The 13,741-nt window shown below is 66.4% G+C and carries 10 protein-coding genes and 1 pseudogene; 6 read left to right on the top strand and 5 right to left on the bottom strand.

Annotation, left to right across the window (positions count from 1 at the left end):
• The first annotated feature begins 2 nt into the window (after positions 1-2).
• Positions 3-1,700 (top strand): SsgA family sporulation/cell division regulator, encoded by a 1,698-nt coding sequence (locus ACH4SI_RS21890; RefSeq protein ID WP_398298067.1) that lies wholly within the window; start codon positions 3-5, stop codon positions 1,698-1,700.
• Positions 1,669-1,869, top strand: coding sequence for a DUF6283 family protein (locus tag ACH4SI_RS21885; RefSeq protein ID WP_398298065.1), 201 nt, complete (start codon positions 1,669-1,671; stop codon positions 1,867-1,869). Before ACH4SI_RS21890 ends, ACH4SI_RS21885 begins: the two co-directional genes overlap by 32 nt.
• Before the next feature lie 388 nt (positions 1,870-2,257).
• Here ACH4SI_RS21885 and ACH4SI_RS21880 read toward each other — a convergent pair whose 3' ends face one another.
• Positions 2,258-2,890: a hypothetical protein gene (locus ACH4SI_RS21880; protein ID WP_398298063.1), complete on the bottom strand. Its 633-nt coding sequence runs from the start codon at positions 2,888-2,890 to the stop codon at positions 2,258-2,260.
• Between the two features lie 524 nt (positions 2,891-3,414).
• On the opposite strand from ACH4SI_RS21880, the pseudogene ACH4SI_RS21875 reads away from it, so the two are divergent.
• From ACH4SI_RS21875 to ACH4SI_RS21865, 3 genes and pseudogenes are all read left to right on the top strand, one after another.
• Positions 3,415-4,304 (top strand): annotated as a pseudogene (locus tag ACH4SI_RS21875) (winged helix DNA-binding domain-containing protein).
• Between the two features lie 114 nt (positions 4,305-4,418).
• A complete protein-coding gene (locus ACH4SI_RS21870; protein WP_398298061.1) occupies positions 4,419-4,556 on the top strand; it encodes a hypothetical protein in 138 nt (45 codons plus the stop codon).
• Between the two features lie 140 nt (positions 4,557-4,696).
• A complete protein-coding gene (locus ACH4SI_RS21865; RefSeq protein ID WP_398298059.1) occupies positions 4,697-5,002 on the top strand; it encodes a hypothetical protein in 306 nt (101 codons plus the stop codon).
• Positions 5,003-5,169: 167 nt separating this feature from the next.
• Here the strand turns inward: ACH4SI_RS21865 and ACH4SI_RS21860 are convergent, their stop codons facing one another.
• The 4 genes from ACH4SI_RS21860 to ACH4SI_RS21845 all read right to left on the bottom strand — a co-directional run bounded on the left by ACH4SI_RS21860 (position 5,170) and on the right by ACH4SI_RS21845 (position 8,881).
• The gene (locus ACH4SI_RS21860; protein ID WP_398298057.1) at positions 5,170-6,729 is read right to left on the bottom strand and encodes a hypothetical protein; all 1,560 of its coding nucleotides are present in this window, start codon (positions 6,727-6,729) and stop codon (positions 5,170-5,172) included.
• A gap of 23 nt (positions 6,730-6,752) precedes the next feature.
• Entirely contained in the window at positions 6,753-7,178 is a 426-nt protein-coding gene (locus tag ACH4SI_RS21855; protein WP_398298055.1) for a hypothetical protein, read from the bottom strand.
• A gap of 193 nt (positions 7,179-7,371) precedes the next feature.
• Positions 7,372-7,689 (bottom strand): hypothetical protein, encoded by a 318-nt coding sequence (locus ACH4SI_RS21850; RefSeq protein ID WP_398298053.1) that lies wholly within the window; start codon positions 7,687-7,689, stop codon positions 7,372-7,374.
• Positions 7,690-7,951: 262 nt separating this feature from the next.
• Positions 7,952-8,881 carry an ADP-ribosylglycohydrolase family protein gene (locus ACH4SI_RS21845; protein WP_398298051.1) on the bottom strand — a complete coding sequence of 310 codons (930 nt, stop codon included), beginning with the start codon at positions 8,879-8,881 and terminating at the stop codon, positions 7,952-7,954.
• Positions 8,882-9,464: 583 nt separating this feature from the next.
• Between ACH4SI_RS21845 and ACH4SI_RS21840 the strand changes: the two genes are divergently transcribed.
• On the top strand, positions 9,465-13,643 hold the full coding sequence (locus ACH4SI_RS21840) for a LamG-like jellyroll fold domain-containing protein (RefSeq protein WP_398298769.1): 4,179 nt from the start codon (positions 9,465-9,467) through the stop codon (positions 13,641-13,643).
• Positions 13,644-13,741 lie beyond the last annotated feature (98 nt).

The following is a 13,741-nucleotide window of genomic DNA, read 5'->3' as shown; positions in this document are numbered from 1 at the left end:
ACATGGGCAACGTCACTGCGACCGAGGGCGACGACTTCGACGCCCTGCTCAAGGCCTCCAGCCTCGGAGCCCCCCACGTTCTGGCCGAGACCGAGCCCATTCCCGCTGATGTCTACCGCCGTCTGTCTCAGGCGGCGGCTGGCCCCGCCCGCCCGGCCGCCGAGCCTCCGGCACAGGACGAGAACGAGTGTGCGGCCGGCCCTTCCCTGCATCCCTACGCCCTCGACGACTGGGTGCACGACGACGTGCTCTCCTTCCCGTTCCGTCTCAGGGACCTGGCGGAGGCAGACCGCCCCAGAGTTACTATGGTGTGCGGCGACGGCGTCGGCAAAACACATGCGCTGTACCTGCTGCGCAGGCGCTTCCTGAGGGAGACGCTGTCTGCCCGCTCGAACCACGGAAAGCTGCAGCTGTATCCACAACTGGGGCAGATTGGCCAGCTGCGGAATTGCTCGGCGCAACACATGGTCTGCTTTGCCGACGAGTTGATGGGCAAACTAGATGTCACCCTGAGGTGGCTCGAGCTCATTGCCAGTATTGACGAGGACACCTGCACCCTTACCTTCCACGCATCCGCAGCTGTTACCCGTCTGCGCATGATGCTTGATGCGTGTGACGCGGCATCGGAGCGCATGACTGCACCGAGTGAATCCAGCCTTCGGCCTGCACGCATGGTTGAGCTGCTCGTCTCCGGACAGACCTTTGTGCGAGGGGACACGGGCACGCTGTGGGTTTGTCGCCAGCAGTACCGATGCCACGAGCCGATGACACTGGCTCGGCCTGAGCACGAACGCACAGCCCTCACTCCGGGACAGGCACCGCTGGCATGGACGGGACCGAAGGGAACCGAGGGCCAGCCGCCGTCTACGGCACGTGTGTGGATCGGACTGACGGCCTGCCGCGACCAGGCCGCATCCAGGCCGCCCGAAGGGAGCCTTGCGCTCTTCAGGCGCACGTGCGCACTGCCCCGAACCTCTCTGCCGAACGGCATGGTGGCGACCTTCGGCAACGTGCATCCTGCGCCACCCCCCTCCGACCAGTCATGGGGCACGAGTCTGCTCCTCGTCAGTCACCTACCCGACCTGTGGTCGCCGGCATTGGCCGAGGTGGGGCGGACAGAATCCGATCTCTCCAGTAAGGAGACTCCTGAAGCGCACCCCGCCGTTGGCGGTCAGAACCATTCGCCAGGCAGCAGCAGGCCCCCAACCAAGCAGCCTGGAACGGGCGCGTGGATCAGCAAGGGACCGGACGGTTCGGTTCTGCACGCTCGTTTGAAGGTGACGGTGCACCAAGAGGAAGGAGACCAAGGCGAAGAACTCCCGGTCGGGCTCACCTACCGAGTCGCCGATCCCTACGCAGTCGAAGCAGCCTTCCGCCCTGACGGGCCAGGCGAGCCGGTGGTGTGGACCTTCGCCCGCGATCTGCTGATCGAAGGACTCAACCACAGTGCGGGAGAAGGCGATGTCATCGTCTGGAGTTCTGCCGGACGCATCTGGGACATCGGACACCGCACTTTCATCCGACTGAGCTCGCCAGAGGGAACCGCCTTGTTGTCCGTCTCCCGCAGCCAATTGAAGGACTACCTCGACCAAACACGCTGCCTTTGCGCCACGGGCACGGAGCCACTCCATCTCCGAGGAACATTGGACGCTCTGGAAAACGAACTGGGTGAACTCATCTGTCCGGGATCGGTTGACTAACCGGCATCTGCTGGCACTGCGGATAGCCCTGCTTGAGGGCCGCATCGAGGCGTCGACTCACCAGGCCGCCGAGTACGTCTTTCCAGTACGGCTGGTCGACTCCGGCAGTGAAGCTGCCGCCCACGGGAAACGGGTATCGACCAGCCCAGCCAGGAAGCCAGTCACTTGACGGCCAAGATCTCCCGGGCACGCGGAGACCGTCGCACCTGATACTCCTGCAGCGACGAGAGCCACCCTCCTGCCCGCCCGTGGGACGCTATCGCACGCCCATGGTTTGAAGCTTCGTGCCGTGCATGCTCCCGGAGCCCGTCGTGCGCAAGAAAGTCAACCCGAACAAGGCGATCACGCACTCACCGGACACGCTGCGTGTGACTGGCTCCCCGGCGACCGAGGTCCATCGACCAGTCGTTCGTTAATCCACGCGGGGACACCACGTCAGTGTGGTGCCGTTGTCCAGCAGCCGGGCCGCTGCCCATAGGACATGACCCGGGAGCCATCGGCCCCGACCTCAAGGCGTCCGACCTGCTGGATATCAACGACGACACCGTCACCGGGGTTCAGCTGTCAGAGCCCGCAGCCTGCTGCTCTGCCGAATCGCTCTGTGTGGCGGCTCCTGCGGTCTCCGGGGCGGTGTAGAAGACGGACGCGCCCTGCTTGGTGCGCTGTGCCTGGTTCTTGGCCACGAGGTTTTCGAGTGTGGTGCGCACGACGGTGGTCTTGAGGTTGCGCTCGGGGTGCTGCTTGTCGAGCGCGGCGGTGATTTCGGCTGCGGAGCGAGGCTCGCCCTGGCCTGTGAGGTGTTCGCGGACCAGATCTACGAGGGTGGGCTGGGCCGATGGTACGGCGGATGCCTTGGGCGTGTTCTTCTTGCGGGACTGCTTGGGGGCCGGGGTGGCGGGCTTCTTGGCCTGCGGCTGCTTGTCGGTCTTCGATGCGGCAGTCTTCTTCTTGCGGGGTGCGTGGGCTGCTGTGGTGGACTTGGATACAGCGGGTGCTGCCGACGCCCCGAGGGCCTGCTGGACGTTCACCAGGACGGTGTGGTCCTGCTCCAGAGCGACCAACTGTGCCTTCAGCGCTTCGAGTTCACCGCTGATGCGTTCCTGTTCCTTGCCGTTGAGCTCGAGGTCATCCGCCACCTTCGTGCTGTACTCCGAGGTCAACTGGGTGGGCGGCGTAGTGGTTTTCGACATGTGTTTACATCCCTTTCCGGGTGCCACGGCCGACGGGGCGAAGCTCGCGGCGTGTGCGAATCTCATGCGTGTGCTGTCAGGGCATGCTGCCACGTGTGCAGGAGCAGGTACTCCCGCACGGTAATGTCGTAGGGATAGCACGGAAAGGGCATGTGGTTTGCTCCGCCGTGCGACGCCAGACGCAGCGCATCTGAAGTCTGGTGATGGTCAGCGCGCACCTGTGACGGCATACCGGTGGAGCGCCAGGCAGGCTGACGGAGGTAGCTCACCGGTGTCTCGCAGGCGGTTCCGGCGTAGGGTAGGTGTCACTCACTGCTGCACGGCTGGCCTGCTCCGAAGGTTGCCTTCTTCTGAGGCACTGGACACCAGGGCCCCATCTACAGGCAGGCACTCGCACGACTCGGGCGGCGGCACAGCCGCGTTGCACGCCTGAAGCGTGCGTAGAGGACCTTCTGTCCTCCCCGGGGCGAACGCCTCCACCACGGCGCCCAGTTCCGCCGCCTCCTTCGTGGGCCTGTGCCAGCATGGTGCGAGTCATCACCAGAGAAGAGAGATGTGACCAGGGCCGTGGACGCTGGAACATGCGCTCCTGCGTGTCTCAGGGACAGGACCGCGTGACCGCGGTGCCTGTTCCCGCTCACGGGGACGAGATGCCCTGGAACCGAGCGCCGCGCGGTGCGGCTTGTGCTGATGCGGGGACGGTGCATCTGGTGAGTGCGTCGGACGTGCTGGCGTTGCGGCCGGTGGTGCAGCCGATGCTGGAGCGCCAGTTCCGTAGCAGTACCTGGGCGCCCGGAGTGCGGGGTGTGGACCGGGAGGAGCTGGTGGCTGCCGGGCGGGTGCTGGTGGGGGAGCGGGCGCGGAATCCTGCGGAGCTGCGGGCGGCGCTGGGCGAACGGTGGCCGGAGGCGGATCCCGGCTCACTGGTGAACGCGCTGCGTAATTGGGTGCCCCTCGTGCAGCTGCCGCCGCGCGGGGTATGGGGCAAGGGCGGGCAGCCGGTGTACGCGACCGTGGAGGAGTGGCTGGGGCGGGCGGTCGAAAGCCCCGACCCGGAGACTGTCGTCAGGCGGTATCTCGGCGCCTTCGGCCCGGCGGGCGTCGCCGACCTGCAGAAGTGGTCCGGGCTGACGGGGCTGCGCCAGGTCGTGGCCGGACTGGACCTGCGGGACGAGTGCTGTACGACCTGCCGGACGCGGGCCTGCCCGACCCGGATACCCCGGTCTCCGCGCGTTTCGTCGCGGACTTCGACAACCTGGTGCTGTCGCATGCCGACCGGTCCCGCATTCTCGGGGAGGTGGCTCCGGGCCGCGTGATGACGGCCAACGACATCGTTCGCGGCACGGTCCTGGTCGATGGATTTGTGGGCGGTACGTGGAGAAGCGCGCAGGTTCGCGAATTCCTGGACGCGTAAGGGCGGGAACTCGGGCGTGGATCTGGTGCTGGCCAGTCATTCTCATACGAGTTCGGACGCCACCACCGATGAATCCGAATGACGTCGCGCGTGGTGCTGGCCTAGCGTTCGCCCATGACCTCCCCGGACGACGGCATAGACGACAAGCCCGGCGTAACCATCCGCTCCCTGGACGACGTGGCCGTCGGGGTGCGGCTCAGCGGACAGGAGCCATACGACGAGGGCTGCGTGCAATATGTGGGCGAGGACTGAGCTCCCGGCCTGACTGCGCGCGTCGACGAGGTTGTGGCCTGGATCTGGGACGCTGATCTTGCGGCCTTCGTAGCCGGGCTGGCTGGCGGCCATGCCGGGTTGACCTCGACGTTGCGCCCCTGGCCGAACGCCACGGGAGGATGGACAGCCTCGAAGCCGAGCCGACGGCCTATCGCTGGATCTTCTATCGCGAAGGCGACGACAGCTGGGTTCGCGTGCTAGAGCTGCGACACGGCAGCGATCACGACAACAAGGGCACCGAGATCTGGTCGGCCCAGCTCCCTCTCGGCGCACTCGTCCGAGCTGTGATCCGCTGCTTCGACGAGGTGGCTCGGTCCTATGGTGAGAGCAGCTACCGCAGCAAATGGGGCGAACACTTCCCTCGAACCGATCTCGAAGCCCTCAGACGCCTCTGGTCCGCTCGCCGCCAGCACGACGACGCATAGCCCGCAAAAGCTCGCTCATGTTGACTGAGCTTGATCTTTAACCTCGCCGATCACCCGACTGCTCATCTTGATTTGTTGAGACAGCTGGACGGCCGTTGGGGCTGTGCTTCAAGGACCGCGAAGCTGAACCGATCCCCTACCGCCCACCCCCACCCTAAAAGCCGCGCTCAAGCCCCTTCGAGGAGCACCCGTACGCGGGTCAGCTGGTCCGCCAGATCCGGGTACCTGGCGCGGAGCGCCTGTAGGTCGGTCTGGGTGTCCAGGCCGTGGGACCACAGAACTCCGCGCCCCAACTCCAGCAGCTCGATGGCACGTTCCGGGGCACCGGAGGCAGTGAGCGCGGCCGCAGCGTCCGTGGCCAGGTGTTCCCCGGCCTCGGTGAGTACCCGTTCCTGGCTGACCCGGTCCAGGCCGCGCCACGCAGCGATCGGCAGGATTTCCACAGCCACGGCACATGCGTCGACGGCGTCGGCGGAGCCGGGCCGCTCACGCATGGTCAGGGCGGCCCAACCCTGGGCCGCCCGCAGCCGGTACCACGCTGCGGCGTCCGGCAGCAAAGCCGCCTCACGCCAGGCCGCCTCGGCCCGGCCGAGCATCGCCTCCCGGCTTGCGGAGGGGGCCTGACCGAGCGCGGCTACCTGCTGTTCCAACGCACCCGCCAGCAACGTGAGCACCCTCGCGCGGTGCGGGCCATCGATGACCTCGCCGGCCTCCACGCTCGCCATCACATCCTGGAGCCGGCCGACCGCCACAGCAAGGTCCTCCTCCGAACCGTTCAGCGCGGCCCGGCCGAGATGCAGCTGCACGACAGTCTCCCAGACGGTGCCTTCCGGGTCCCGCTTGTCCAATAGCCGGGCGGCTTCGTCGTAGTCCGCGAGCGTTGAGTTGACCCGGCCGCGGACGGTCAGGGCGCGTACGTAGTTGCGGGCCAGCATCGTGCTCTCCCGGTCGCCGGGCGGCAGCAGGGCGTCAGCCTCCCGCACGCACCCCACGGCGGCGTCGAGGTCCTCGCTTCGCCTCAGAGTCTCGAAGCGTTCCACGTAGTAATGCCCGAGGTTCGAGAGGAATTTGCCTCGGTCACGTTTTGCCTCGCCCGGGCGTTCCCGCTCGAACCGGGTGGAGCGGGAGCGGTCAATCGCTTCACCGACATAGGTGATGGCCTCTTCCAGATCACTGATCTGGCGGAAGAACAGGAAACGCATGTAGAGGGCGTCGGCCAGGCTCGATGCACCGAAGACGATGCCTGTTTCGAGTGTCCAGTCCAGCGCCTCCAGCCTGCGGTTACGGGACAGGCCGGGCTTCTTGAGGAGCAAGGACACCAACTCACGTGGACTGGGTTTGGGCTCGAGAGGTGCACTCAGCACGGTCTTCCGCAATGCGCGGTGCAGCGAGATGCTTTCGTCGAGTTCGGCGACATCACCGCTGGCCCAGAAGCGTTGCATCAGGGCCCCGGCCAGAGCCGACAGGTCCGCAACCCGGGAGATCCCCGTGCCGAAGTTCGCGGCGCTGCGAAAGAGCTCGATGCACCAGTCGAGGGCTTCCGTATTGGTGTTCAGCAGGTGGAGCCTCAGGAGTAGCGTTCCCAGGTACCGCTCCCCGGTATACCGGTCCAACGGTGATAGCTCCACATGCTGCAGGAGTCGGTGGAGCACCTTGATATGCTCGACGAACTGGTCGGGGTCCCAGGTCTCTGCAGCCTCAGCGCCCCGCTCGACCTCCTTGAGCATGTACCTGCGGAGCAGAATCCATCTCAGGGGCACTGATCCACCGCCGCCATCTGCGCGATGTCCGCTGTCCGGACGCCGACTTCGCCTGAACGCGTCTTCACCACCAAGGTGCCGGAGCTTACCCGCACCAGCTGCCCGCAGACCTTCCCGGTGGATGGTGTGGTTACCTCGACACCGGGCGGTTTCTCGACGGGCCCGTACCAAGTCGTGCCTACCGCCGTCACCAGTAGCGCCGCGCATACCAGGGTCAGCACGACACCACGGCGAAGCGCCAGCAGTGCTGAGCGCGCCTCGGTGTGTTCGATGCCGCTTCGCACCAGACCCTCGCGCAGTGGGGTCAGGTCCAGCTTGCCGTGGGCAGCACGGACCAGGGAGAGCGCCGCCCACGTCCCGCAGACCAGCGCGGCCAGCAACAGGATCCCCACCACAGCAGCCCAGGGCTTCGCCAACTGGCCCACATCGGTACGACGTAGAGGATCGCGTCATTCGCCCCGAAGTTGGCGTCCTTCACCGCCCTTTGAGCCTCGAACTCGTAGGTCCGCATGCTGGGTGTTCCGGTGTTCATGCCCGACTGCCAGCAGGGGACGAGATTGTCCTGTCCGCCGTCCCGTATCTGGCCCTTTCCACCAAGGATGTTGGCGATCAGGTGACACCGGGCGAGCCCGGTCCCGGGGAGTTGAGGCGGGCGAACTCCTGGGCGTCCTGCCAGCCGGTGATGTCCCCCGAGGCTTCGGTGCCCTTGAGGAGGTTCCTCCCGAGGCAGGCCTGAGCCATGGCCGCCCGGGTACCCGCCGGGCCAGGCGGGTTGGTGGTCTTGTTCCGGTGCGCGACCGGTTCGGTGGTGTTTCTGATCCACCCGTCGCCGGAAGGGAGCGACCCGGCCGGCGCGCTCCCAAGGCAGGCGGCCAGCAGCTCGGGGGTCGAGCTGGTGATCTCCACCTTGAACTGCTCGGCCTCCACCACTCGCTGGTTCGCGAAGCCTTCGGAGAGCTGCGTCTCGGCGGACTGGTTGTCGGCAAGCGGGGCGTGAACGCGTGCGCAGGGCCTGCTGGAATCCGTGCCGCCCCCAGCTCCCCGCCAAGCTCGCGGATGTTCACGAAGATGACGTCACCGGGCCAAGGTCGCCCTATCGCTCCCGATCAGGCCGGAGGGAGCGGCGAGCGCGGAGCAACACCGATCTGGTGGGCTGGGGTGGGGAGGCCTATCCGGGCAAAACCGTGGGTCAGGTCACGAGATGGTGTGTGAGGTGGAGGAGTTCCGGTAGTCGCAGTGTCCGGTTGCCGAAGCCTGGGAGGGGGACATGGAGTGGCTCGGTCCACCGGGTGGGAATGGTGTCCAGCCCGTAGCAGGCGCCGGCGAGGCCGCCGGTGACTGCGGCGACGGTGTCGGTGTCGCCGCCGAGGTCGATCGCTGCCCGTACCGCCTCTTCGTAGCTGCTGGTGGCGCGTAGTGCCCACACGGCGGAGCCCAGACACGGCCACACGGCGCCGTTGAACTCCGTGGCCTGGTCGGGGTGCCAGCCGGGAGCGAGGACGGCTGCGTACCGGTCCCGGTGATCGGGGTGCACCAGATCCAGGATGTCCGGGAGCGCGGCAAGAGGATCGTCGCCGTGGAGCGCGAGGCGCAGGAGTTCGTGGAAGACAGCGGTGCCCTCCCAGGCGGCGCGATCGCCATGAGTGAGGGCAGCGATGCGCCGCGCCGCATCCATGGTGGTCTGCTGACCGTCAGGGGCGAAATAGACCGCTGCTGTGGAGGCCCGCATCAGCGATCCGTTGCCGGCCGCCCGAAGGTTGACCTGGAAGTGGATGGCGGCGGCCAAGTCCCAGGGCATGCCGTTGGTGAGCACGTCCTCGGTCTGCAGACCGATGTCCTTCGGCTCGGAGGTGGCCCACCGCTGAAAGCGGGTGAAGATGTCTGGCAGATCCAGCCCGGCCTGCTCGATCAAAGACTCAGCGACCAGGACCGCCATCTGCGTGTCGTCCGTCGCCTCACCCGGATCCCAGCCGCCTCCACCGCACATCTCGCCGCCGACGCCGCATGCCGGGAAGCGGGCAGAGAACGCTCCTGCGGGGCCGAACTCGAACGGGGCTCCCAGCGCGTCACCCACCGCCGCGCCAACGACCGCGCCGGCTGCCCGTTCGCTCCAGTCCACTCGACCAGGCTACTCAGCCCGAGAAGGAGGTGGTAAGCCAGCTGACTGAGATCGGGCTCGCGAGACTCGTTGACTTCTGTGCGCAGTGACCCGGGTGCACGGGAGGTTCCCTAGCGGCGCTCACGCGCTGCCTGCGGGTGCTGCCGTCCGGTCCGGGACGCTGTTGGCGATGGCGGGCGCTCCAACTCCTCTGCTTCTGGGTGAATGTGGGCTCAAGTCTTGGTAGAGGACTCATCGAGAAAGAGCGGTGTAGAGCCGGAAGATCCTCTGAGAGTTGGCCTCCTTGGCAAAAAGCAGTTCAAGTCATGCCTCCCTTCATCTCGTCAGAGACTGGTTCTGTCCCTTTAAGTGCACTTTGATGGCATAGACCGTCTTGTTTTGTTGCTCTACGTTCTCGTCTCGTCTTATTCACGTGATCTTTATGTCTTTGGCTGGGGGCCGGGGGATGTTTCGTCGTGCGCGCAGGCGCGGCCGGGGTGGGGTGGTCACGGGTGGGTTAGCCGTGGCCCTGTGCTTGGGGCTGATGCCTGCTGCAGTTCCACAGGCGTTGGCCGCAGCGCAAGGCGCGACGTCTCACCAGGCGATGTCCGCCGCGGGCCTGCACAAGAGCAAGGCAGCCGTCTCTGAGGCTGAGGCCTTAGCCAAGGCGAAGCGTTCAGACAGCAAAGTGGAAGTCGTTTCCCTGCGAGGCGAGACACGCGATGTGTTCGCCACGCCGGACGGCTACCTCGAGGCCAACGAGTACCTGCGACCGGTGCGGACGCGGGCGGGCAGCGAGTGGAAGCCGATCGACACGGACCTGGCGCGTACCAGCGACGGCACGGTCGCGCCGAAAGCGGCGGCCCTCGATGTGGCGTTTTCCGGCGGTGGCGATGGCCCGATGGTGCGGATGCGCCGCGCCGGCCGGGAGCTGGCCCTGTCCTGGCCCACCGCGCTGCCCGCACCGGTCCTGGAAGGCAACACAGCCACCTACCGCGACGTGCTGCCCGAGGTAGATCTCAGACTCTCGTCAGACACCGACGGATTCTCACAGCTCCTCGTGGTGAAGTCAGCCAAAGCTGCGGCAAGCCCGGAGCTGGAGCAACTGCGCCTCAAGCTGCGGACACAGAACATCCAGGTACAGCAGACCACCGACGGCGGACTGGAAGCCGTCGATAACGGAGCGAAGTCCGCGGTCTTCGAGGCATCCACACCCCTGATGTGGGACTCCAGCGATGCAACGTCCCAGACCACAGCGAGGAAACCGGCCGCGCCCCGCAAGGGATCGCTGAAGAACCCGGACACCTCGCAGCAGGCGCTCCAAGGGACTGCGGAGGACGAGCCGGGCGCGGGGGAGTCGGGGAAGCTCGCCCCTATCGGTGTGCATGTGCCCACCGACGGTCAGGAGCTGGTGCTGACCCCGGACCGTGATGTCCTGCGCGGCGGGGACACCGTGTACCCGGTCTTCATCGACCCCCAGTGGCACTCGCCCCGCTCGTCGGCATGGACGATGGCGTCGAAGTACTGGGCGAGCTCACCGCAGTGGAAGTTCAACGGCAAATCCACCGAGGGCCTGGGGTACTGCGAGTGGAACTACTGCAACCCGTATGACACCAAACGGCTCTTCTACCGCATCCCGACCTCCGCCTTCGCCGGCAAGGCGGTCCTGTCAGCCGAGTTCGTCGTGCGCAACACCTGGTCGGCGTCCTGCTCGAAGCGGGAGGTGGAGCTGTGGCGGACCAAGGACATCAGCTCATCGACGACCTGGAATTCACAGAACGCCTCCGGCTTCTGGGTCGACCATCTGAAGACGTACTCCTTCGCCTACGGCTATGAGGGCTGCGCCGCCGGAGATGCCGAGTTCGATGTGAGGAGCGCGGTACAGGAGGCGGCGTCGAAGAAGTGGTCGACGATGACCTTCGGGTTGCGGGCCGGGAGCGAGTCCGATCGGTATGCCTGGAAGCGCTTCTCGGACAAGGCCTTCCTGCGGGTGAAGTACAACCGTCCGCCCCCGCAGATCAAGATGAACCAGCTCCTCATGGAGTACGGAGGCCAGTGCAAGAGACCCGGCGATGCCCCGCGGGTCCGCACTCGGGGCCAGATCTACGCGAACAACGTCACCGACCCCGACCGTGACGCCATATCTGTGCAGTTCCAGGCAGCATGGGACTCCGGCGACGGCAAGGGCACCATCGCCCGCTGGAAACCGGGCCGCACCACAGCCAAGAAGTCCGGTTCGGACTTCCGGATCTCCTTGCCCTCCTCCCTTCCGTCGAACAAGACCATTTCCTGGTACGTCCGCTCCTACGACGGCGCCCAGTACTCCCCGTGGTCATCCGCAGGATCGGCCACCAGCTGCTACTTCCTCTACGACACAAGCATCCCCAAAGCCCCCGGGGTGTCCTCGGGGGAGTATCCGGCCTCCGACCCGGAGAACCCGGACGACCCCTGGTTCGACGGCGTAGGACAGTACGGCGACTTCACCCTCGACTCCACCTCCACCGACGTCAACCGCTACCGCTACGGCGTCAACGGCAGCCCGTCAGCCAAGCACGAGATCACCACCTCCAACGGCGCCGCCAAGGTGGCGAAAATCCTCCCCTCGAAACCCGGGCTGAACTTCGTCACTGCCCAAGCCTTCGACAAGGCCGGAAACGCATCTGAGATCCGGACCTACCAATTCCGCGTCAAGGCCGGACAACCCGAGCGCGCCATGTGGCAGATGGACGAAGACACGGACGCCACCGAGGAAAAGGGCACAGCACCTCCCCGCCTCGCACAGCTCCACGGTGGCGCCCAGACCGGCGCCACCGGTGTGACGGGCTCGGCGCTGCAACTGGACGGGACCACCGGCTACGCCGACACCGACATCCCGGTGGTCGACACCGATCGAGGCTTCACCGTCTCAGCCTGGGTGCAGCTCTCCCAGGTCCCCGACCACGCGGCCGTCATCGCCACCCAGCCCGGGAACCACCGGCCCGGCTTCGAGCTGTACTACTCCTCCACCTACGACCGCTGGGTCTTCAACCAGTACACCTCCGACAGCGCGGACGCAGGCATCGCCCGCGCCATGGCAAACAAGCCCGGCGGAGTAAAAGCAGGGGAGTGGACCCACCTGGTCGGCTCCTTCGACTCCGTCGAAGAACGCCTGCACCTGTTCGTCAACGGCAAACAGGTAGGGGAGACCACCTACACCTCCGCGTGGAACGCCCGCCGCGGACTGCAGATCGGCGCCGGCTCCTACGACGGTCAGTCCGACGCCTTCTTCCCCGGCACCATCGACGATCTGCAGATCTTCGACAAAAGAATCAGCGATGACGAGGTCACCCGGCTCTACGCCAAGGAACGCATCGGCGATCCCGGCCGCCCCGCCATCGCCATCTTCAGCCTCGATGAAGAACTCGGGTCCACCACCGTGACCGGCCACGGCGATGTTCTGCCCGCCCGCCTGCAGGGCGGCACCAAACCAGGAGCCCCAGGCATCGCCGGCAAGGCCCTCACCCTCGACGGCGTGGACGACTACGCTCGCGTCGGCGCCCCTCACCTCAACACCTCCCGCAGCTTCGCCGTCTCCATGTGGGCCAAGCTGCCACAGGCCAAACCCAGCCGTTCGGTCACCGCCATCGCCCAGGGCGGCGCCCACAAAGCTGGCTTCGAGCTCTACTACTCGGCCACCTACGACCGGTGGGTGCTCAACCAGCACACCTCCGACGCACCCGATGCCGGCGCCGTACGCGCCATGCAGCCCGAAGGCACGCACGCCTACGGCAACACCTGGGCCCACCTCGTCGGCGTACACGACACCGTCGCCGACACCCTCACCCTGTACGTCAACGGCCAACAAGCCGACTCGGTCAAACTCGGCGGCTCCTGGTACGCCGACGGACCGATGTTCATCGGTGCAGGCTCCTACGAGCAGAAACCGGGAAACTTCTTCCCCGGCCAGATTGACGATGTCCGCCTCTACGACCGCCCCGTCTCTTCAGGCGAAGTGCTGCAGCTCTTCCGGCAACGCCCCCAGCTCCAAGGACGCTGGAACTTCGAAACAGCCTCCGGCACACCAGCCACCTCTCCCGATGCCACGCCCGAGCGCCACGCCATGGCTCTCCACGGCAACGCAAGCATCGGCACCGGCATGGTCGACGATGGCGCCCTGCAACTCGACGGCGCAGGCGACTACGCCGACACCGGCACCGTGCCGGTAGACACCAGCGGCAGCTTCACCGTGACCGGCTGGGCCCAGGCCGCCGCCACTCCCAGTACAAGCGCCGCACTGATCAGCGCAGAAGGCAGCCAGCAAAGCGCGTTCGCCGTGCGCTTCGAACCAGACAAGAAAGACCCAGAAGGCCTAGGACGATGGCAGGTCACCCTGCCCGACCGTGACGCCACCGGCGCCTCCCTGGTGAGCGTGGACAACGAACAGTTCTACGACGTGCGGGACTGGAACCACCTCGCGCTCGTTTACGACGGATTCAGCAAACAAGCACGGTTGTACGTGAACGGGGAACTGGAGGAGATCGCCTGCCCCGACGCCGACGGTGACGGCGAAGCCGACGACACCACCTGCGCCGACCGCATCCCGTGGGCGGAGGACACGCTCACCTTCAAAGCCACCAAGTCGCTGCAGATCGGCCGGGCGAAAACGGCCGGTACCTGGGGCGAGTACTGGCCGGGCGCCGTGGACGACGCATGGGCCTTCCAAGGCGCACTCACCGACGAACAAGTGGCCTTCCTCGCCGGGCACTGGACCGACGTACCCACCGAGGTCCCACAGACCGAGTAGCCACGCCGCCACGGGCGGCAGCACACCCTGCTGCCGCCCGCCACACAGCTCGGTTCACACAACGTCCGCGCCATACGGGCCCGTACCCCGTGGCGCTC

Source organism: Streptomyces sp. NPDC021212, assembly GCF_044332925.1.
GTDB lineage: Bacteria > Actinomycetota > Actinomycetes > Streptomycetales > Streptomycetaceae > Streptomyces.
Note: the sequence above shows the minus strand (reverse complement) of the source record. Positions and strands in the feature narration are given on the sequence as shown.